The sequence below is a fragment of the Methylobacterium sp. Leaf93 genome (assembly GCF_001422345.1).
In the GTDB taxonomy this organism is placed as follows: Bacteria; Pseudomonadota; Alphaproteobacteria; order Rhizobiales; family Beijerinckiaceae; genus Methylobacterium; species Methylobacterium bullatum.
Map to the genome: position 1 here is coordinate 412928 of NZ_LMMS01000012.1, position 20964 is coordinate 433891.

The 20964-nt window shown below is 67.8% G+C and carries 18 protein-coding genes; 10 read left to right on the top strand and 8 right to left on the bottom strand.

Annotated features, from left to right (window positions below):
- Positions 1-69 precede the first annotated feature (69 nt).
- Complete coding sequence (locus tag ASF26_RS10505) at positions 70-1005, top strand: AEC family transporter (RefSeq protein WP_056253062.1); 936 nt, start codon at positions 70-72, stop codon at positions 1003-1005.
- Positions 1006-1025: 20 nt separating this feature from the next.
- Here ASF26_RS10505 and ASF26_RS10510 read toward each other — a convergent pair whose 3' ends face one another.
- Entirely contained in the window at positions 1026-1913 is an 888-nt protein-coding gene (locus ASF26_RS10510; protein ID WP_348271082.1) for a UDP-3-O-acyl-N-acetylglucosamine deacetylase, read from the bottom strand.
- Between the two features lie 400 nt (positions 1914-2313).
- Here ASF26_RS10510 and ASF26_RS10515 point away from each other — a divergent pair, with 400 nt between their 5' ends.
- From ASF26_RS10515 to ASF26_RS10530, 4 genes are read left to right on the top strand one after another with little or no spacing between them, the layout of a single operon-like run.
- A complete protein-coding gene (locus ASF26_RS10515; RefSeq protein ID WP_018043200.1) occupies positions 2314-3006 on the top strand; it encodes a Crp/Fnr family transcriptional regulator in 693 nt (230 codons plus the stop codon).
- Positions 3003-4088, top strand: coding sequence for an ABC transporter ATP-binding protein (locus ASF26_RS10520; RefSeq protein WP_056253065.1), 1086 nt, complete (start codon positions 3003-3005; stop codon positions 4086-4088). The genes ASF26_RS10515 and ASF26_RS10520 overlap by 4 nt, the downstream gene beginning before the upstream one ends.
- Complete coding sequence (locus ASF26_RS10525) at positions 4088-4975, top strand: ABC transporter permease subunit (protein WP_056253068.1); 888 nt, start codon at positions 4088-4090, stop codon at positions 4973-4975. Before ASF26_RS10520 ends, ASF26_RS10525 begins: the two co-directional genes overlap by 1 nt.
- Positions 4972-5757 (top strand): ABC transporter permease subunit, encoded by a 786-nt coding sequence (locus tag ASF26_RS10530; RefSeq protein ID WP_056253071.1) that lies wholly within the window; start codon positions 4972-4974, stop codon positions 5755-5757. Before ASF26_RS10525 ends, ASF26_RS10530 begins: the two co-directional genes overlap by 4 nt.
- Here ASF26_RS10530 and ASF26_RS10535 read toward each other — a convergent pair.
- Complete coding sequence (locus ASF26_RS10535) at positions 5745-7676, bottom strand: AsmA family protein (protein ID WP_056253074.1); 1932 nt, start codon at positions 7674-7676, stop codon at positions 5745-5747. The two genes, ASF26_RS10530 and ASF26_RS10535, sit on opposite strands and share 13 nt — an antisense overlap.
- A 442-nt stretch (positions 7677-8118) precedes the next feature.
- On the opposite strand from ASF26_RS10535, the gene ASF26_RS10540 reads away from it, so the two are divergent.
- Positions 8119-8847: a CoA transferase subunit A gene (locus ASF26_RS10540; RefSeq protein ID WP_056253077.1), complete on the top strand. Its 729-nt coding sequence runs from the start codon at positions 8119-8121 to the stop codon at positions 8845-8847.
- A gap of 20 nt (positions 8848-8867) precedes the next feature.
- Complete coding sequence (locus ASF26_RS10545; protein WP_018043206.1) at positions 8868-9527, top strand: 3-oxoacid CoA-transferase subunit B; 660 nt, start codon at positions 8868-8870, stop codon at positions 9525-9527.
- 308 nt (positions 9528-9835) lie between these two features.
- On the opposite strand, the gene ASF26_RS10550 is transcribed toward ASF26_RS10545, so the two are convergent.
- The 6 genes from ASF26_RS10550 to ASF26_RS10575 form a co-directional block, all read right to left on the bottom strand.
- Positions 9836-10837 carry a polysaccharide pyruvyl transferase family protein gene (locus tag ASF26_RS10550; protein ID WP_056253080.1) on the bottom strand — a complete coding sequence of 334 codons (1002 nt, stop codon included), beginning with the start codon at positions 10835-10837 and terminating at the stop codon, positions 9836-9838.
- A 214-nt stretch (positions 10838-11051) separates the two neighbouring features.
- Positions 11052-11756 (bottom strand): ABC transporter ATP-binding protein, encoded by a 705-nt coding sequence (locus tag ASF26_RS10555; RefSeq protein ID WP_056253085.1) that lies wholly within the window; start codon positions 11754-11756, stop codon positions 11052-11054.
- The gene (locus ASF26_RS10560; RefSeq protein WP_056253088.1) at positions 11743-13659 is read right to left on the bottom strand and encodes a branched-chain amino acid ABC transporter ATP-binding protein/permease; all 1917 of its coding nucleotides are present in this window, start codon (positions 13657-13659) and stop codon (positions 11743-11745) included. Before ASF26_RS10560 ends, ASF26_RS10555 begins: the two co-directional genes overlap by 14 nt.
- Positions 13659-14534 (bottom strand): branched-chain amino acid ABC transporter permease, encoded by an 876-nt coding sequence (locus ASF26_RS10565; protein WP_056253091.1) that lies wholly within the window; start codon positions 14532-14534, stop codon positions 13659-13661. Before ASF26_RS10565 ends, ASF26_RS10560 begins: the two co-directional genes overlap by 1 nt.
- An 11-nt stretch (positions 14535-14545) precedes the next feature.
- Complete coding sequence (locus ASF26_RS10570; RefSeq protein WP_056253093.1) at positions 14546-15859, bottom strand: substrate-binding protein; 1314 nt, start codon at positions 15857-15859, stop codon at positions 14546-14548.
- A gap of 75 nt (positions 15860-15934) precedes the next feature.
- Positions 15935-16957, bottom strand: a complete 1023-nt coding sequence (locus ASF26_RS10575) for a carbon-nitrogen hydrolase family protein (RefSeq protein WP_056253096.1) — start codon at positions 16955-16957, stop codon at positions 15935-15937.
- Positions 16958-17099: 142 nt separating this feature from the next.
- Here ASF26_RS10575 and ASF26_RS10580 point away from each other — a divergent pair, with 142 nt between their 5' ends.
- The 3 genes from ASF26_RS10580 (at position 17100) to ASF26_RS10590 (ending at position 20935) form a co-directional block, all read left to right on the top strand.
- Positions 17100-18068 carry a LysR family transcriptional regulator gene (locus tag ASF26_RS10580; RefSeq protein ID WP_056253101.1) on the top strand — a complete coding sequence of 323 codons (969 nt, stop codon included), beginning with the start codon at positions 17100-17102 and terminating at the stop codon, positions 18066-18068.
- 596 nt (positions 18069-18664) lie between these two features.
- Complete coding sequence (locus tag ASF26_RS10585) at positions 18665-19228, top strand: helix-turn-helix transcriptional regulator (protein WP_156462943.1); 564 nt, start codon at positions 18665-18667, stop codon at positions 19226-19228.
- 276 nt (positions 19229-19504) lie between these two features.
- Positions 19505-20935, top strand: coding sequence for a phosphomannomutase (locus ASF26_RS10590; protein WP_056253107.1), 1431 nt, complete (start codon positions 19505-19507; stop codon positions 20933-20935).
- Positions 20936-20964: the final 29 nt, after the last annotated feature.

Here is a 20964-nt window from a genome sequence, read left to right on the forward strand (position 1 = left end):
GGAGCGTCACGAGGTGAGGGCAGCAGGGTGCCGTATCCGGCGGGGGCGGAGCGCTGTAATCCGGCCGCCATGACCCTGACGCTTCTCGCCGCCCTCGTGCCGATCGCACTCCTGATAGGGCTCGGCGCGGCCCTGCGCCGCCTCGGCTTTCTCGCCGAGACCTTCTGGCCGCAGGCCGAACGCCTGGCCTACTACGTGCTGCTTCCGAGCCTTCTCCTGGACAGCCTCGCCACCGCGCGCCTCGCCGACGTGCCCGTGGGTGCGCTCGCCCTGGTCCTGGTCCTCTCGACCCTTGTGGTGGCGGGCTTGGTGCTGGCGGCACGCCCGCGCCTCGGCTTCGGTGGACCGGCCTTCACCTCCGTGTTCCAAGGAGGGGTCCGGTTCAACAACTATGTGGGGGTCTCGGCGGCGGCGGGTCTCTACGGCGCCCAGGGCATCGCGCTGGCGGCGGTGGCGAACGCCGCGATCGTGCCAACGGTCAACGTCCTCTGCGTTCTGGTCTTCGCCCGCTTCGGCACGGCGGGCCGCCCCTCGGCCCTCGGCCTCGCGCGGCAGATCGCCCTCAATCCGCTGGTCCTCGGCAGCCTCGGCGGCATCGCGCTCCAGGCCTCCGGGCTCGGCCTGCCGCCGGGACTCGAGCCGATGCTGAAGGCCCTGGGTCAGGCCTCGCTGCCGCTGGGTCTGCTCTGTGTCGGCGCCGCCCTCGATTTCGGATCGGCGCGAAGCTGGATCAGGCCGGTCGCCGTGGCGTCCCTGATCAAGTTCGGGCTCATGCCGGCCGCCACCGTGACGGCCTGCCTCGCCTTGGGGCTCAAGGGTCCGGCCGCGGTGACGGCCCTGCTGTTCCAGACCCTGCCGACCGCCTCGTCGTCCTACATCATGTCGCGCCAGCTCGGTGGGGACGCGCCGCTGATGGCAGGGATCACGGCCATCCAGACCGTGATCGCCGGGGTGGCGCTCCCCCTCGTCCTCGCCATCGTGCTGGCCTTGGCCGGACTCGGCTGAGACGCCCCCGCGGCCCCTAGTCAGGTCAGTTCCCAGGCGGCGGGATCGTTCATCAGGGCCGCGACCAGGGCGTGGTTCAGTTCGTGCCCCGTATGCGCGGCCTCGATCCGGCCGAGGATCGGGTATCCCGCCAGCGCCAGATCGCCGATCAGATCCAGCATGCGATGGCGCACCGGCTCGTCGGGCACCGTCATCCCGCCAAGGATCCGCCCGCCGACGATACAGGCGGTCGAGGAGAGGTTCGCCCCCCGCAGCAGCGGCTTGCCCAGCAGCGTGCCGTAGATCTTGGCCGGAATCGCCCATTTGGCCCGCCCGAAGCTGCGCGAGGGAGCCAACTGCTCGGTGAACACCTCCGGGGTGATCGTGCCGGACCAGTGCATGGGGTCGAAACGCGAGAGTGCGAGACGACCGGAGAGGTGGAGCGCATCCGCCGGCGCGATCCTCAACGTCCGGTGGTCCTGGCGGACCTCGACCGGCCGCAGCACCCGGATGCTGCGCAGCGGAGCGTCGGTCTCGGTCTGGCCGCTCGCGAGCAGGCCCTCGCACCAGGGCAGAGCGCCGCCATCGAAGATCGGCAGTTCCTCCGCGTCGAGGCAGACCAGCGCGTTGTCGATGCGATGGGCGTAGAGCGCGGCCAGAAGATGCTCCACGGTCCGGACCAGGGGGCCGTGGGGCGAGCGAAGGGCGGTGCAGAGCGGTTGCGTCTCGCGAAAGGTCCAGAGGGCCGGCACATCCACCGTGCGGCCACGGCCGAGGTCGCGTCGGAACACGATGCCGTGGTCGTCGCCGGCCGGCGCGACGGTGACCGTGACGCGGCGCCCGGTATGTAGGCCGTAGCCCGTCAGACGGAAGCTAGCGGACAGGGTCGCCTGCCGTTGGCGCGCACTCGCCGACGCCACGTCGTGCACGGCCTGGATCGATGGGGCGGGGGATTTGGCCGCGACGTCTTGCGTCCACCACGGCGAGGGGACTTCCGCCTCGATCCTGGATGGCCCTGGCTGACGTGTAGCGCCTGCGACTCCTCTCGATGACGCTGACCTTACCAGCACTTCTCGGCTCCCGGAGCGATCAACCGGGATTGTCATGAGACAGCGTGTTCATTTCCGGTATGCGCGTATCGTAACCCCGCGCGATCGCAAAGGCAGGTAAACTACGCGCGAGGAGAGGGCGCTTTCCTCCGCACGATCGCGGGGCCGCAGCGGACCCCAAAATCCGGCGGACCGACTTTTTGGTAGGGATGGGCCGCCGGAATGGGTTGACCCACGGGACCGGCAGCTTAACGATCACGCGCTTTAGGAGACGATACCCGTGACCGCAGGACGGCTGGCGACAATCCCCTTCTTCAAGGAGCCGGGAATAGAGCTGTCGACCTACGAGACCCGTTGCCATTGGCGCCGGTTCGATGAGAACGAAGTCCTCGTCGATTACGACGACATCTCCACCGACGTGTATTTTCTCGCCTCCGGCGAGGTCCGCATCCTCAACCGGTCGCAGTCGGGCAAGGAAGTGATCCTCGGCGAGATGCGGGGCGGCGCGTTCTTCGGCGAGCTCGCGGCCCTCGACGGGATCGGCCGCTCGGCCAACGTCACCGCCCTGACCCGCGGCGAGGTCTGCGTCGTCCCGGCCCCGATCTTCCGGCAGATGATCTTCGCCTCCGAGGCCATCGCCGACCGTCTGTTCCGGCTGCTCGCCAAGCGCGTACGCGAACTCAACACACGGTTGATGGAACACGCGCTCCTCGACCTGCGCCACCGACTCTATGCCGAGTTGCTGCGCCTGTCCGTGCCGCGCGCCGGCGGCGACGGCGAACGGGTGGTGACGCCGCCGCCTTATCACCACGTACTGGCCGCCCGCATCGGCTGCCGGCGCGAGCAGGTGACCCGCGAGTTCACCGTGATGGCGGCCGATGGCCTGATCGACCGGACAAGGGGCGCCCTCGTCATCCGCCGGCCGGACCTGCTGGAGGCGCGGGTGGCCGAAGCCTTGCGCGAGGACAATTGACGGCGCGGAACGCCGTGGTCCCGTTCCTCACCCTCCAACGGCTGACGAAGACGTTCGGCACCCATGACGCGGTGGCGGATCTCTCGCTCGACATGCCGTCGGGCGAAATCCTGTGCCTGCTCGGCCCCTCCGGCTGCGGCAAGAGCACCCTGCTTCGCCTGATCGCCGGGTTCGAGACGCCCACGGGCGGGGCGATCCGCCTCGACGGCACCGATCTCACCGGCCTCGCCCCGCACAGGCGGCCGGTGAACATGATGTTCCAGTCCTACGCGCTGTTTCCCCATCTCAGCGTCGCGCGCAACATCGCCTACGGGCTGAAAGGCCTCGGACGTTCGGCCGCCTCCGCCCGCGTGGACGAGTTGCTGCGCCTGGTGCGGATGGACGCTTTTGGGAACCGGGCGCCTGAGACCCTGTCCGGAGGCCAGCGCCAGCGTGTCGCCCTCGCACGCGCCCTGGCGCGCGAACCGAAGGTCCTCCTCCTCGACGAGCCCCTCGGCGCCCTCGACCGGGGGCTCCGCGAGGAGACCCAGGGGGAGTTGCGCGCGATCCAGCGCCGCCTCGGCACCGCCTTCATCATCGTCACCCACGACCCTTCCGAGGCCATGGCGCTCGCGGACCGGATCGGCGTCATGGACAAGGGCCGTCTCGTTCAGATCGGCCGGCCCGAGACGCTCTACGAACGACCCGTCAATCGCTTCGTCGCCGGCCTGCTGGGCGACGTGAACCTCATCCCAGGGACGGTCCAGGACGCCGACGGGGCGCTGGTGCGGGTCGAGACCGCCCTCGGTCCGGTCCTCGTCCTCGGGGAAGGCGCCCCGGCCGCCGGCGTCCCCGCGCTGGTCGCCCTGCGCCCCGAGCGCATCGGGGCTTCACCCATCGATTCGATGGCCGCCGGGGATCGCAACGCCATCGACGGGTACGTCGAGGCCTCGACCTATCTCGGCGACCGCATCCGTCTCCAGATCCGCATGGTGGACGGTACCACGATCCGCGCGACCCTGCCCGCCGGAGCCGGGATCGCCGGCGGCGCCCCGGTGCGCCTGTCCTTCGCCCCCGACGCCGCGACGGTCATGGCGGCGTGATGAAGCGGCTCCTCCCGGTTGCGCCGTATCTGTGGCTCGCCGCCTTCGTGCTGCTGCCCTGCCTCATCACCCTCAAGATCAGCCTGTCCTCGCCGGCGACGGCGCAGCCGCCCTACCTGCCGGTACTCGACTGGAGCGCCGGCATCGACGGATGGGGCGCGTTCCTCGAAGCCCTGGACTTCGCCAATTTCGAGACCCTGGCCGGCGACAGCCTGTATCGCGACGCGGCCCTGTCCTCCCTGGTCTATGCGGCCACGGCGACCGCGATCCTGGTGATCCTCGGCACGCCCGTCGCCCATGCGCTGGCCCGCTCGCCGGCCCGGCTCCAGCCGCTTCTCGTGGCCCTGGTGATCGTGCCGTTCTGGACGAGCTTCCTCATCCGCATCTATGCATGGATCGCGATCCTGAAGCCCGAGGGCCTGCTCAATGCGGGCCTCATCTGGACCGGTCTCATCGCCCGCCCCCTGGACATCCTGAATACGCCGGCGGCGGTGATGATCGGGCTGACCTATGCCTACCTGCCCTTCATGGTGCTGCCGCTCTATGCCGTGCTCTCCCGCCTCGACCCAACCCTGACGGAGGCCGCCGCCGATCTCGGGGCCTCACCGGCGCGGGCGTTCTGGACCGTCACGCTGCCGCTGGCCCGGCCCGGCATCGTCGCGGGTGCGCTCCTCTGCTTCATTCCGATGGTGGGCGAGTTCATCATCCCCGATCTCCTCGGCGGCTCGGACACGCTGATGCTCGGCCGCGTCCTGTGGAGCGAGTTCTTCTCCAACCGGGATTGGCCCCTCGCCTCGGCGGTGGCGGTGCTGCTCCTCGTCCTCATCGTGGGACCGATCGTGCTGTTCCGGGATGCCGAACGCGGGCGAGGGGAGGTCGGCCGATGAGCCGGCTCAACCGGATCAGCCTCGGGCTCGGGCTCGCCTTCCTCTACGCGCCGATCGCCGTCCTCGTCGTCTTCTCGTTCAACGCGTCGTCCCTCGTGACGGTCTGGGGCGGGTTCTCGACACGCTGGTACGGGGTACTCCTCAACGACGGCCCGCTCATCGCCGCCGCCCTCGTCTCCTTGAAAGTGGCGTCGCTCGCCGCCCTGGTGGCGACCGTCCTAGGCACCCTGGCGGCGCTGGCTCTCGACCGCAGCGGCCGCTTTACCGGACGGGGTGCCTTCACCGGCCTCGTCTACGCGCCGATGGTGATGCCGGAGGTGATCACCGGCCTGTCGCTGCTGCTGCTCTTCGTCGGGCTCGGCCTCGACCGTGGCCTCGTGACCCTGGTCATCGCCCACGCCACCCTCGGCCTCGGCTTCGTCGCCGTGGTGGTGGGCGCCCGGTTGAAGGGGCTCAACCGCTCCCTGGAGGAGGCGGCGGCGGATCTGGGAGCGGGACCCATCCGCGTCTTCGCCACCGTTACCCTGCCGCTGATCGCACCGTCCCTGGTCGCGGCGTTCCTCCTCGCCTTCACCCTTTCCCTCGACGACCTCGTCATCGCGAGCTTCGTCTCGGGGCCGGGGGCGACGACATTGCCGATGCGGCTCTACAGCCAGGTCCGTCTCGGCGTGAACCCGGAGATCAACGCCGCCTCGACGCTACTGGTCGGCGGCGTCACCCTCGTCGTACTGACGGCGTCCTTCCTCACCGGCCGCCCCTCCGCCGGCGCTCAGGGCACGTAGGCGCGCACGCGCGTCGGCAGGTCGAGCGCCCCCGTCCGCGGCCCCTGTATCGCATCGGGCGACAGGATCGAGCCGCCCCGGGAGTCGAGGTCGGAACCGCCCTCGCGCGGGATGATGCGAACGGCGACGGCATCCCAGGGGCCGTCTATGTCGAAGAGCGGCCCCTGCGCCGGGGCCGAAGACAGGGTCTGGGGTGAGACCGGCCGCAGGACGGTGTCGGTGGAGGCACGGGGTGTCAGTTCCGCCCTGGCGGCGAGGGTCCGCTCCGGCAGCGACAGGGTTCCGCGCAGCGATGCGGACAACGACGTGGTCTTCAGCATTCCATCCGTGATCTCGCCGATCCCGTCGACGAAGCGCAGGATCACCCCCGCGCGTTCGAAGGGCGTACGGCCGTTCCGGCGGACCAGGGCGCCATCGGCGGCGACGCCGTTGCGGTGGATCACGTCGGCGAGGTCGAGGCCGGCGAGGGTGCCGTTCTCCATGGCCAAGGACGAACGTCCGTTGAGGTGAGCGATCAGCCCGGCGGCGGTACGGCCCGATCCCTCCAGGGTGAACTGCCCCTGGGCGTTGCCCAGGATCCAGCCCTCCTGCCCGACATCGACCAGGAGGGCGCCAAGATCGAGCTGGTCGAAAGCCCCCTGCGCGCGCAGTTCGGTCTCGCCGCGATCGGTGGCGGAGGTGGTGAGGCCGAACCGCCCCTTGACGAGGCCGCCCCTCACCAGCGCGCGGACGAGAGAGCCCTCCACGCTGCCGTCGCGCACCAGCAGGCTGGATGCGAGATCCTCCATCACCACCGGGCCGAGGCGGGCACTGCCCGCCGAGAGACGCAGGTCGAGGTCGCCGCCGGTGAAGGGCCGCAGGGCCAGGCTCTGCCGGCTCCAGCCGTTGGCGTTCAACGTGTCGTCCGAGCCGAAGACCCGGACCAGGGTGGCCAGAACGGGGGCGAGGTTCAGGCTCTCCGCCGCCAGGGTCGCCTGCAGGGCCGGGCGGCCCTGGCCGAAGCTGATCGAGCCGGCACCTTCCAGGCTGTTGTCACCGAGCCGCAGACGCATGGTCGGCAGGAGCAGGTTGCGGCCCGAACTCTCGAACGTGCCGTCGACGGCGAAGGTATCGAGGAAGGGCGACAGGGCGATGTCCGTCCCCGCCCAGGCCAAGGTCTCGCGCAGGGAACGGGTCTGCAGGCTGCCCTGGCCGCGAAGCGACACCCCGTCGGAGAGGCTTCCGCTTCCCTCCGCCGTCATCTGGCCCGCGGGCCAAGTCGCGCTGGCGGAGAACGGGGATTCACGGCCCGCGAACAGCTCGTCCAGACGAACCCCGGAGAGGGAGAACCGGGTGGGAGTCTCGTTCCAGACGAAGTTTCCCGCGACGTTGGTCTGCGAACTCCAGAACGGCCAGGCGAGGACCAGATCGACGTCGCTGGCGGTCTGGGCACTGCCGTCGCGGGGATCGCGCCCCACCAGGGTCGCATCCGTGAGGCTGATGCGACGGGGACGCGACGCGCCGCCCTCGGTCAGGCGCGCCTTCAGCCGGCGGAACGGCTCGACCCAGCGCCGATCCCCGTCATCGACGGGGAGGGTGATCGTGGTGCGCTCGAGGGAGAGGGTGTCGATCTCGATGCGGCCGGCGAGGAGGGCGCGGATGCCGAGCTTGAGGGTGAGCGTTCCGCCCTCGGCGAGAAGCGGCCCGTCGACCGTCCCGGCGCTGAGACGGACTCCCTCGAAATCCAGCCTTGGAATGGGAAGCAGGGCGATGCCCGCCCGCCCCTCGGCCGTCATCGCGATCCCGTAATTGGTCGCCAGCGCCTTGCCGACGCCCCGCGTGAGGCGCGCGGAGGCCACGGACCAGGGCAGGCAGGCAGCGATCAGGGCGAGGACGAGGCTGCCGATACAGACGGCCGGCAGGAGGCGACGGAGCGGCATGTTTCTCCCTATCGGAGCAAAACCGCAACGCGCGGTCCCGCGCGCGGCCTCGCCCAGCCGCTGCGGTCGATCTTCGAAAACCTGCCCCCCGTTTCATTCCATAGCGAGCCGGACGGGGTTTGTCTGCCATGCATCATTTCTCCGCAGTGGAGGATTCGGAAACGGGCTCTCGTCCTTGGAGCCGACCTTCCCCGACGGCTCAACCTGCTACAGGTCTCGTGACCCTTATCCTTTCCACCACGATGTTCTCCCGCAGGATCTTGCCGAAACGCCATGTCCTGGCGCAGAGCATGTTCTGGCGCAAAGACAGGACAGACGGACGCGGCCCTCCCTTGTCGATCCGAGCCCCGCGTGAGCCGGGCCGGGGAGGCGGGATTGGCTCGCGTTTCGCAGGGCAGCCCGAAACGGCGCCAGGAACCAGATTTCGGGAGGAAGGCTTGAGATGAAGAAGGTATATTCCGACGCCACGCAGGCGGTCGCCGGCTTGCTCAAGGACGGCATGACGATCATGGCCGGCGGCTTCGGCCTGTGCGGCATCCCCGACGAGCTGATCGACGCGATCCAGGCGTCAGGGGTCAAGGATCTCACCGTCATCTCCAACAATGCCGGCATCGACAATGTCGGCCTCGGCAAGCTCCTGCAGACCCGCCAGATCGCCAAGATGATCTCGTCCTATGTCGGCGAGAACAAGGAATTCGCCCGCCAGTATCTCGGCGGCGAACTCGCCATCGAGTTCAACCCCCAGGGCACCCTGGCCGAGCGCATCCGCGCCGGCGGGGCGGGCATCCCGGCCTTCTTCACCAAGACCGGCGTCGGAACCCTCATCGCCGAGGGCAAGGAGGTGCGCGAGTTCGACGGCGAGGATTACGTGATGGAGCGCGGTCTCTTCGCCGATCTCGCCATCGTCCATGCCTGGAAGGGCGATACCGAAGGCAATCTCGTCTACCGGAAGACCGCGCGCAACTTCAATCCGATGATGGCCACCGCCGCCAAAGTGACGGTGGCCCAGGTGGAACATCTGGTCCAGCCGGGCGAGATCGACGGCGACGCGATCCATACGCCGGGCATCTTCGTCAAGCGCATCATCCACGTGGCGATCCGCGAGAAGAGGATCGAGCAGCGCACCACGCGCAAGCGTGGCGAGGCCGCCACCTCTTCCGCCGCCGTCTGACATCCTAGGGAGACACCACCATGGCCTGGACCCGCGAACAGATGGCGGCGCGCGCCGCCAAGGAGCTGCGCGACGGCTACTATGTGAACCTCGGCATCGGCATTCCGACCCTGGTCTCGAACTACATTCCCGATGGCATGTCGGTGCAGCTGCAATCCGAGAACGGCATGCTCGGCATGGGGCCTTTCCCTTACGAGGGTGAGGAAGACCCCGACCTCATCAATGCCGGCAAGCAGACGATCACCGAATTGGCGACCACGAGCTATTTCTCGTCCTCCGATTCCTTCGGCATGGTCAGGGGCGGGCACATCAACCTGTCGATCCTCGGCGCCATGCAGGTGGCGGAGAACGGCGACCTCGCCAACTGGATGATCCCCGGCAAGATGGTGAAGGGCATGGGCGGCGCCATGGATCTCGTGGCCGGCGTGAAGAAGGTGGTGGTGGTGATGGAGCACACCGCCAAGGGGAAGGACGGATCGGAAAGCCCGAAGCTCCTCACCGCCTGCGACCTGCCGCTGACCGGCACCGCCGTCGTCGACATGGTGATCACCGATCTCGGCGTCTTCACCATCGACAAGAAGGGCGATGGCGGCATGGTCCTGGTCGAGCTCGCCGATGGCGTCACCGAGGAGGAGATCCGCTCCAAGACCCAGGGCGCCTTCACCGTGGCGCTGAACTGAGACCCTGTTTGAGTTGTTTTTCCAAGGCTTTACCTCATCCTGAGGTGCCGCATGGCGGCCTCGAAGGAGGCTTCCAGGGATCACGCGACCACTGGAGGGCGCCTTCGAGGCCCGCTGACGCGGGCACCTCAGGATGAGGGAATCTGATTGGAGGATCGGCTTCGGCGGGAAAATCCGCCGAAAAATCCAATCAAAGATGCACTCCGAAAGCGCCGCGGCCCGACCCCGACGATCCAACATGAAAGGGCTCCCGCCGCATTCGCAGCGGGAACCCTTTCCGCGACGGGAGCGGTCTTTCCGCGTGAGCTCTAAGCCCTCGCGGCCGGTGGTTCCTGAAACCGGACCGGGAACGGGAAGGCAGCCCGCAGAGGTTTCGTATCGAGGGGGGAGGGCGGCAGCACGCAGGCTCGGCGCTCGAGCCAAGCCACGTCGCCGAACGTGCGGGGAAGTTCGAAGGCGTCGTCGGAGAGACCCACCGATTGCTTGTAGTCCCGCATCTTGAAGGAATCCTTCGCCTCTTTCTTGCCCTCCGACAGCCGCGCCGATTGGGCGGGGACACCATAGGCATGCGCTACGATGAGGCCGTGCAGCGAGGTGGTGACGATCTCGTCGCAGGAGAGGATCTCGCGGATCACCCGCTCGATGTCTTCGAACGACACGGCGAGGAGCGAGATGACCTTGACGTGGTCGGCGCCCACCGCCTCCACGGCCTTGCGGATCCGCGCTTCCTGCAGGACGTGCGCGATGATGCCGACCTTGTGAGTCTTCTCCACCGCAGGCGCGTAGAGCTCGGGCAGCAGGATGGCGGCATCGCCGTAGATTTCGGGGCATTGCCCACCGGCGGCCAGGACGGCGTCGCGCGAGAGCGGGCCGCGAACCGCCGCATAGATCGCGGTCGGGCAGATGTCGTCGGTGCTGCGGGGCATGCCGGTCCCCCACAAATGCATGCCGGGCCGGGCGAACTTGGCGATGCTGCCGATGCAGAGCCCGTCCGCCTGTTTCGAATTGTACCACCGGGGCATGACGCCGAAGGCATGCCAGAGCACGTAGGGCGTCAGGATATCGCCGAAATTCCCCGGGAACGGACTGCGCATCCACCAGATCTTCGGACGAAACCGCTCGTCGAGCCCGGCCTCCGCCGCGATGTCGTCGAGGGTGAGCAGGGAGTGATACGCTGCGACCAGGGCGCCCCATTTCTCGACGGACTGGCCCAGCAACTCGGCTTCCAGTTGGAGGAAGGCGTCCCGCTCTCCATTGCGAAGGAAGGTCAGGAACGTCTTCTCGGCAATAGCCTCTTCATCAATCGCCAATGTTCGCCTCTCCCTACAGAGCCGGCTCGGGATCCGGAGCCGCTTCTCGGAAAAATGCGACGCGGCGACAAAGACTTAAAACGCCTCGTCATCCAGCGGTCGCCGGTGGCTTATCTCAGGGCGCAAAGCCCCTGTCGAGGCGATTCATCGTGCTTCCCACCCATGCCGCGTCGTCCGGCCGGTCAGCCACAACCCGCCATTTGGGACAGACGCTCTACGCGGCGAGGCCCATGAAGGCCCGCATCGGCGCTGCATCGGCGCGGAGATCGGCGGCCTGCCCCTCGTAGACGACGTGGCCGTTGTTGAAACCGTAGACACGCTGGGCGAAGCTCAGCACCGCCGCAACGTTCTGCTCCACCACGACGATCGTCCGGCCTTCCTGCGCGAGGCGTCGGGTCAAGGCGATCAGGTCCTGGACGATGAGGGGGGCCAGGCCCTCGAACGGCTCGTCGAGGAGGATGATCCGGGGATCGCGGATGAGCGCCCGGGCGATCGAGAGCATCTGCTGCTCGCCACCCGACAGGGTGCGCCCCCGCGACGTGCGGCGCTCCTTCAATCGCGGAAAAACCTCCCAGATCCGGTCGAGGGACCATGGCTTCTGTGCGGTCAGGCGGGCGACGCGCAGGTTCTCCTCCACCGTGAGAGTGCCGAAGACGGCGCGCTCCTCCGGGACGAGCTGCATCCCGACACGCGCGATCTTCTCGGGCCGCAGGCCGTGGATCGGCTTGCCGTCGAGACGGATCGTCCCGCTGCGCGGAGACAGGGCGCCCATCAGCGTCCGGAGCGTCGTCGTCTTGCCCGCGCCGTTGCGGCCGAGAAGCGCCACGACCTCGTTTTCCTCGACCCGGAGCGACACGTCGAACAGGACGTGCGAATCCCCGTAGAGCGTGTTGATGCTCTCGACCTCAAGCAGGCTCATTCATGGCTCCCCGGATGCGAGTGGCCTCGCCGGTCCCGTCCTCGTCCGGTCCCGTGCCGAGATAGGCTTTGCGCACGGCGGGATCGCGGCGCACATCCTCGGCCGGTCCATCCGCGAGGAGGTGCCCGTCGCTGAGGACGGTGACCTGCTCGGCGAGGTCGAAGACGGCATCGAGATCGTGTTCGACGATGAGGATCGTGCAGGACCGTCCGATCCGCCGGATCAGCGCGCAGGTCGCGACCCGTTCGGAGGGACTCATCCCCGCGAGCGGTTCGTCGAGGAGGAGGACGTTGGGGCTCGTCGCCAGCGCCATCCCGATTTCGAGGCGGCGCTTCTCGCCGTAGGCCAGGATGCTGGCGCGGGTTTCCGCCCGCGGGCCGAGATCGAGGATGGCCAGCATGGTCTCCACCTGCTCCTCCACCTCCGCCCGCCCGACCGAGGGGGCGAGGAGATCGAGGCGGAACCTGCCGCGCGCCCGGGCGAGGGCGGCCACCCGCAGGTTCTCCCGCACCGTGAGGTTGAGGAAGAGCTGGTTGAGCTGGTTGCTCTTGGCGACGCCCAGCTGGGCGGCGCGGGTCACCCCCGCCCCCGTGAGCCGCTCACCGAACAGCAGGACCGAGCCGGCACTCGGGCTCACCTCGTCGGAGAGCATCTTGAAGAGGGTGCTCTTGCCGGCGCCGTTCGGGCCGATCACCGCATGGATCGATCCTCGCCGGACCCGGAAGCTGACCCCGTCCACGGCCTTCAAGCCTCCGTAATGGCGGGCGAGATCCTGAGCCTCCAGGGCGATCTCCGCATGCGACGCGCGGCCGTCGATGGCCGGCCGGGGCATGGGCAGCGCGACCTCGGCCGGGACTTCGAGAGTGACCGCGCCGGTCGCCGCCTCCATCGCCTCGGTGCGGGCCTCGGCGGCACGCAGGAACGCCGCATCGCGACGACGCTCCCAACGATGCAGGATCTCGCCGCAGATGCCGCGGCGCAGGCCCATCACGAGACCGATGAAGGCGACCCCGAGAATGAGCTTCCAGAGAGGACCCAGGCCGGGGATGAGCTGAAGGTTGTCCCGCAGCCAGAGCCAAAGCGCCGCCCCCATCAGGGGGCCGACGAGGGTGCCGACCCCGCCGACGATGGTCTGCACCACGAGCTGGCCCGACGTCTCGAGCGCGAAGGCGTCCGGCGGCATGTAGCTCTGGAAGGAGCCGAGCATCGCGCCGGCGAGGCCCGCATAAAGCGCCGCGATGGTGAAGGCCGCGAGCTTGTAGGCGGGGACGTCGTGGCCGAGCATGGCCACGCGGGGCGTGTTCTCCTTGATGGCTTTCAGGATCAGGCCCACCGGCGACCGCACGATGCGCCGGGCCAGCACGAACCCGAGGAAGAAGGTCGCGGCCAGCAGCGCATACATCGGCAGGCCCGCCGTGATCCGGAGGGCGCCCTCGCCGAAGCCGATCACCGGCACGGGCACCCCGGCGATCCCGTTCTCGCCGCCCGTGTAATCCGACAGCGACGAGTTCTGGATGAAGTAGGCCATCTGGCCGAAGGCCAGGGTGATCATGGCGAAGTAGATACCGATCCGCCGCACGGCGAGCCAGCCGACGGCGATGCCGAACAGGCCGGCGGCCAGCGTGCCGATGAGGAAGGCGAGCCAGACGCTCTGGATCGTCCCCGAGACCAGCAGGTAGGCGGCGACGAAACCGCCGGCCCCGTAGAAGGCCGCCTGCCCGAAGGAGAGCAGGCCGGCGAGCCCGAAGAGGATGTCGAAGCCGAGGCCGAACAGGGCCCAGTTCAGCGCCCGCGACAGCAGGTCGTGGGAGAAGCCGAGCGGGGGCAGGAGGACGGGGGCGGCGACGAGAACGACGAAGAGAGCGAGCTCGGGCAACAGCGCCCGGAGGGGGCCGCGTGTCATCAGACGCGTCCCTCCGTACCGAACAGGCCCTGCGGCCGCGCCACGAGGACGAGGGCCATCAGGCCGTAGAGCATGACTTCCGAGTAGGCGGAATCGAAGGCGCTGGTGAGGCTGATGATCTCGCCCGCGATGAGTCCGCCGACGATGGCGCCGGGAAAGGATCCGAGGCCGCCGAGCACGATGACCACGAAGGACTGCACCATGAAGCTCGCGCCCATGTCGGGCGTCACCGCCACCACGGGGGCGTAGAGCATGCCGGCGAGGCCGACGGCGACGATGCCCACCGCGAAGACGAGCAGGAAGGTCCGCCGCACGTCGATGCCGAGGATGCCGACCATGCCGGCATTCTCGATGCCGGCCCGCACCACGAGGCCGACCGAGGTCCGGTAGAGCACGAGGTAGAGGCCCACGAGGAGCGCCGCGACGATGCCGATGAGCTGCAGGCGATAGGTCGGGTAGATCATAAACCCGAGCTTCGTCGCGCCGGTGCCCCAGGAGGGCACCGGAACCCGTTGGCTGTTGCCGCCGAACCCGGCCCGCAATCCCTCGACCAGGACGATGCCGATCCCGTAGGTGACGAGGATCTGGTCCTCGTCCGGCCGGGCGTAGAAGTGGCGGATCACGAGCCGCTCCATCGTGAAGCCGATGATGAGCATGATGGCGCAGCCGCCGAGCATGGCGAGCACGAAGGAGTGCGTGGCCTGCATCATCACGAAGGCCGTGTAGGCGCCGACAGCGAACAGCGCGCCATGGGCGAAGTTCAGGACGCCGAGCGTCCCGAGGATGATGGTGAGCCCGCTGGAGACGAGAGCCAGCAGACTGCCGAGGGCGAGGCCGTTGAAGGCCTGGGAGAGGAGGACGGCGGTGCTCGGCATGACGGCGCGCCTCAGCTGTAAGGGCCGAGCTTGCACCCGAACAGGTCGGGCGGGTTCATCACGGTCTCGCCGTCCACGAGGTCGACGACCTCGTAGAAATCCTCCGGCCCCTTCATGGCCGAGGGCGCCTTGCCGCGCAGGATCGGGATCGGCCGGACCATCTGGTGGTCCTCGGCGCGGAAATAGACGCGGCCGATCGTGGTCTCGTAGGGCTGCGCCTTCGAGCCCTCCATCACCTTGATGATGTCGACGGGGTTGAAACCGCCCGCCCTCTCCACCGAGAGCGCCCAGAGATAGGTCTGCATGTAGGCGATGTGGGCGCCCCAGCGCGGGCGATAGGCGTTCCGGGCGAGGAAGGCCTCCACGAACGTCTTGGCGAGGGGGAATCGATCCTGCAGCGTCCACCAGAAGTCGCAGGAGCCGTAGACGCCCTGCATCAGTTCCGGGCCGACCTCCTTGTCCTGGAACGAGGACAGGTTCGGCACCACGAGCTTCATGCTGGACAGGACCCCGAATTGCTCGGCCTGCTTCGTGGAGGCCACGGCATCCGAGCCGAAGCAGATGTTGACGAAGACGTCGGCGCCGCTGTTGGCGATGTTGAGAAGCGCCGAGCTGTAATCGGCCGTCCCCAGGGGGACCGTCTCCTTCAGGACCTGCGTCCAGCCTTGCTCCTTCGAGAACTTGGAGAAGGAATCGTAGACCGTCTGGCCGTAGGTGTAGTCGGGAACGAGGAAGGCGGCCTTGAGCGTCTTGCCGAGCGCCTTGGCGACGACGGGGGCGAGGGCCTTGGCGGCCATGTAGGCGTTCTGCTGCGAGCGGAAGCCGTAGCGCTGGCAGTTCTTGCCGGTGACGTCGTTCGAGCCGGCGATGCCGACCATGTAGAGGACCTTGTCGCGGCTCGCGAGCTCCTCGAGGGCGATGGCCTCCGCACTGCTCACGGAGCCCTGGAACATGATGGCCTTGTCGCGCTGGATGAACTGCGTCGCGGCCTGGACCGCCACGTTGGGCTTGCCCTCCGTATCGGCGATCTTGTGGCGGATCTGGCGGCCCAGGACGCCCTTGCCCTTGAGCCCCCATGCGGCGGGGATCTCGCCGCCCGCGTTGATCTGTGCGATGGCGAGTTCATAGCCGAGCTTCAGGTCGCTTCCATCGCCGGAAAAGACCCCGGTGAGCGGCATGTTGAGGCCGATGAAGACCGAATCCGCGCCGACGCCGCCCGGGAACGTTCCGATCTGTGCCGGACTCTGGGCGAAGGCTCCACGAAGATCCGGCAGCATCAGTCCGGCGGCACCTCCGAGGATGAGCTTGCGACGGTCGATGGTCATGGCACATCTCCATTCTGGGTGGTTGAAGCGAAGGATCGGAGGCGGAGGATCGGGGCGGACTTCCGGTTCGGAAGCTTACGCGCCGTTCGCCGGAGGGGCCGGGGGCTCGGATGCGGCAGCAAGCTCCGGGCCGTCGCGGAACCGGGCGGGAACGAGCCGCTGGCGGTTCACGCCGAGGTCGAACACATCGAAGCGGTTGTAATAGCCGACCACGTCGTGGAACTGCTTGGGCTCGATGCAGGCGTCGAGGTCGATCTCCGCATAGAGGATCCCCTCCTCCTGCAGCGCCTCGCCGATCTGCGCCCCCGTGGGATCGACGAAGAACGAGGCGGCGCGCGGCGTCCCGTCGAGGACTTCGGCGGCGCCGGGATCGCGGGCGGCGAGGAAATCGTAAGCCTTGCCGTCCAGCATGCCCGCCGTCACGAGGCCGAAGACCTTGGCCTCGAAGCAATGGGCGCTGGCCCGCAGGCGGTTGGCCGCCAGGTTGTCGTAATTGCCGCCCCCCTTTGGTCGCCGCGTCGGCCAGACCGGGGGCCAGGACGAGATGTGGAACTGCTCGCCCTGCGCCATCAGGGCATAGCGTGCCAGCGGGTTGGTGTTCTCGCCGCAGATGAGCTGGCCGATACGCCCGATCCCGGTCTCCACGACCTTCAGCCCGGCGCCGTCGCCCGGGGCCCAGATGAGCTTCTCGTAATAGGTCGGCATCAGTTTGCGATGATGGTTCAGGATCGCGCCATCCGCGCCGATGATGAGATTGGCGTTCCACAGGCAGCCGACGCTCACGGGCGAGCGCTCGCTGAGCCCCAAGGACACGACGATGCCCGCCTTCTGCGCCGCCTGACGGATGCGCCCGATCTCCGGCCCGTCGACCAGGACGGATTGCTCGACCATGAGGGCGAAGAGATCGTGGTTGTCGATGGGAGCCGAGAGCGCCGCCCAGACCGGAAAGGCCGGGATGAAGGTCTCCGGGAAGGCGACGAGGCCCGCCCCCGCCCGCGCCGCCTCGTGGATCAACGAGACCGCCTTGTCGGTGGTGGCGGCGGCGTCGAGGAAGACGGGGGCAGCGTGGATCGCCGCGGCCTTGAAGCGTGGAAGCATGAATTCACCCTTTCGTGAACCAGCCTAGCCGGCGCCCGGCGCGCGCGAAGTGGGCAAATCTGCAAGGCGCCTTGCGGAAGGGACCCGGCGTCGGCGGCGACCAAATGGCCGGGCTTGGCGCGAGTCTTGCCAAAAGATCCCCATGGCTGCGCTCGATCTGCTCGACTGGGATGACCTGAAAGTCTTCCTCAACGCCGCCAGGGGCGGCAGCCTCGCCGGGGCGGCCAAGCGCCTGAGGGGCGATCAATCGACGGTGAGCCGCCGCCTCGCCCATCTGGAGAGTGCGCTGGGCATCGCGCTCTTCGAGCGCGTGCCGTCAGGGCTTCGCCTGAGCGAGCCGGGCCAGCGCCTCCTCGGACATGCCGAGCGGGTCGAGAGCGCGGTCATCGCCATGGGCGAGGAGGTTTCTCCCTCGGCAGCACAGGCCAGCGGGCGGGTGCGGCTCGTGACGATGGAGGGCATCGCCTCGCTCTACCTCGCCGAGCGTTTCATGCGCCTGCGTGAGACCCACCCGGATCTCGCAATCGAACTCGTCACCTCGTCCCAGACCGTCTACGTCAACCGGCGCGAGGCCGACCTCTTCCTGAGCTTCTTCAAACCGCCGGGCCAGGGGCTGGTCTCCGAACAGGTGGGACGCTTCCGGCTCGGCCTCTACGGCGCCCCTGCCTACCTCGCCCGGGCCGGCATGCCGCAGAGCGTCGACGATCTGCGCCATCACGCCTTCGTCTCCTACATCAGCGACCTCATCCAGGTGGATTGCGTCCGCTGGCTCGACGACGTCGTGCTCGACCGTCACATCGTGTTCCATTCCAACAGCATGATCGCCCAGAAGAACGCCGCCGCGGGCGGTCTCGGCCTCGTGCTTCTGCCGAGCTTCGCCGTGAAGGCGCGCGACGACCTCGTCCCCGTGCTCCATGAGACCGCCTCGACCAGTCGCGATCTCTGGCTCAACGTGCATACGGACCTGCGCTTCTCCCCCCGCATCCAGGCGGTCACGGGGTTCCTGAAGCGGCTGTTCCGCGCCGATCCATCGCTGCAGGTCGGGATGCCGTCACCGTCACTTCCCTGCCTCCGCACCCTTGCCCCGGATGGGTTGCAACATGCGGGATGAGCGCGCCCGGTGGACCCGACGGAGGCGGCCCGCCAAAAAAAGGGAGGGGGGACGTCACTGGTCGCAATCTCAAAAAATGCAATTTATAGCTTAATCCGTGGGGAAGCGTCTGACATCGCACGTCCGAGGGAGCGACCCACAAATAAAATCTCGCCTGCCTCCCTCATATGAGGGATGACAAACCGAAATCATCCCTCGAGCAGAGATCGAGCCATGATCCCCGATCTGTTGAAAATCGAGAATTTCCCACGTCGGTCAATCAGTTATCATGGGGATGGAAAAATATTGGTCCGCCCCGTAACGTGGACTAGCAACCATCGGAGCGTGCGAGAATTATGGACATGCACGTTTCGTTGTGGAAACAATCGCTATAAGGCATGCGTGGATGAGTTCGCGGCGCTTGCAGCTTTTGGCGAGTCGCCATGATGGCTACTTAAGTAGTTGGACGAGGGAATGCGGACCTTGGAGATTTCCCCTCGCCTTGCAGGCCTGTCCGCTCGTGAGGCAAATCAGGCCGGCCCCGTCCCTGTAGCGTCGAAGACGTAGCAAGCGTCGGACACAATAATACTGAACAAAGCTGCATTGGGGAGCAAATCGTGTCGCTCAATAGCCGTTTCTTCGGCGTTTTGGATCGCATGGGTTGTGGCGCTCTGCTTCTGGATTCCGACGGGGATGTGGTGGAATCCAATCAGGCGGCTATCCGAGCCATCCAGGAATTCAACGACGAGGAAACGCCCAAGTCCGTGGACCTGAGGGCCGGCTTCAAGAACGTGCTCGAAGCGGGGGGAACACGGTTCCGGCACAGGTCCGAGTCGTGGATCATGGTGCCTCGCCAGGGAAAGCGCTCGCTGGCCATTCATGCCATGCCCGCTGGCGATGAGACGGATGCTTACGGCTATACGCTCGTGACGATTGTCGATCTGAACGAGAACCCGGACCCTAGCAACGAGGTCATGCAGAAGATGTTCGGCCTTACGCAGACCGAGTCCAGTATCGCCAAGCAGATTTGCTTTGGAAAGACACTCGCGGAAATCGCATCCGACAAACGCATCACGTTGTGGACCGTGCGGACACATCTGGCGTCGATCTTCTCGAAGACGCAGACGCGGCGCCAATCCGATCTGATGTCGCTTCTCCATCGGATCACCGCGATCGCGTGAAGCGGCCTACAGCCTGCGGCCACAACCGACCTGAAGTGGCGTCATTCCGACATGACGCGTCGGCTCACGAAGCTCCCGCTGCGCCATCGTGCCCGGAGCCGGAAGCGGTGGTGAGGGTGAGCGTGGCACTCCCCAACGCCCGGTGGTCGCATGGCAATCCGCCCCGGCGCTTGAAATCGATCGAGACACCCTGCCGGGAACCGATTGAGGCGGCGGCACACTCCACCTAAAAGCGGGGCTCGTCGCACCGTCGCGCCCATCGCAAGTGGAAAGCTCATGAGCAGTCTGAAATTCGGGACCAGTGGCCTGCGCGGATTGGTGACCGACCTCGTGGGATGGCCGAGCTACGCCTATGCCAGCGCGTTCTTCCGCTCGATCGCCGCGACGACCGGCGGCAGCCGCGACGTCGTGATCGGCCGGGACTTGCGCGACAGCAGCGAGGGGATAGCAGGGACGGTGGCCGCCGCCGCGGCGGGAGCCGGCTTGACCGTGTTCGATTGCGGCGCCTTGCCGACACCCGCCCTCGCGCTGGAAGGCTTCCGGCGCGGGGCCTGCGCCGTCATGGTCACCGGCAGCCACATTCCGTCGGATCGCAACGGCCTGAAATTCTATCGGCCCGACGGCGAGATCACGAAAACCGACGAGGTCGCGATCCTCGCCGCCCTGGGCGACATCTCTAGGGTCGGCGACATGCCGCCGACTGACGCCGCCACGCCGGAACCGGGGGCGATCGACCGCTACCGCCAGCGCTACACCGAGGCGTTCCCGTCCACCATCCTGGCCGGCCAGAGGATCGCGGTCTATCAGCAGAGTTCCGTGGCGCGCGATCTCCTCGCCGACGTGCTGGCCGCCCTCGGGGCCGAGGTCGTGGCTATCGGCCGCTCCGACAGTTTCGTGCCCATCGACACGGAAGCCCACCGCCCCGAAGACATCGCGTTCATCCGCGACGCGATGGCATCGGGCGGCTTCGACGCGCTGGTGACGACCGATGGCGATGCGGACCGGCCGCTGCTCGCGGACGCCGCCGGTCGGATCGTCCGGGGCGATGTCCTCGGGCTGATCACCGCACGCTATCTCGGTGTCGACACGGTCGTCGTCCCCGTCACGGCGGGCTCGGCCATCGAGCATGCGGGCGGCTTCCGGCGCGTGCTGCGCACCAAGGTCGGCTCGCCGTTCGTCATCGCGGGGATGGGCCTGGCGCAGAAAGACGGAGCCACGAGCGTCGTCGGTTTCGAAGCCAATGGCGGTTTCCTCCTCGGTTCGGACATTGCCGTCGGCGACAGGATCCTCGCGGCCCTGCCCACGCGCGATGCGATCCTTCCGATCGTGGCGACCCTGGCGGCGGCACGGGACGCCGGCCTGACGCTCGCCGAACTCGTCGTTTCCCTGAAGGTCGGCGAGACCGCCAGTGACCGCCTGCCCGAAACGCCTGCGGAGAAGAGCGGCGCCTTGCTGCGCCAGCTCGGCCGGGAGACCTTCCGCGCGGATTTCTTCCGCCCGCTCGGCACGCCGCAATCCGTGGACGAACAGGACGGTGTCAGAGTCGAACTCGACGGGGGACGCACGATCCACTTCCGTGCATCCGGCAATGCGCCCGAGCTGCGTTGCTACGCGGAGGCGGGGACGGCCGCCGACGCGGAGAAGATGGTCCGCTGGGGACTGGCCGCGGCGGCGGCGGCGATGAACGACGCAGCCGGGCGGGTCTAGCACCGGCTCGGTGAGCCAGGCCCCTCGGT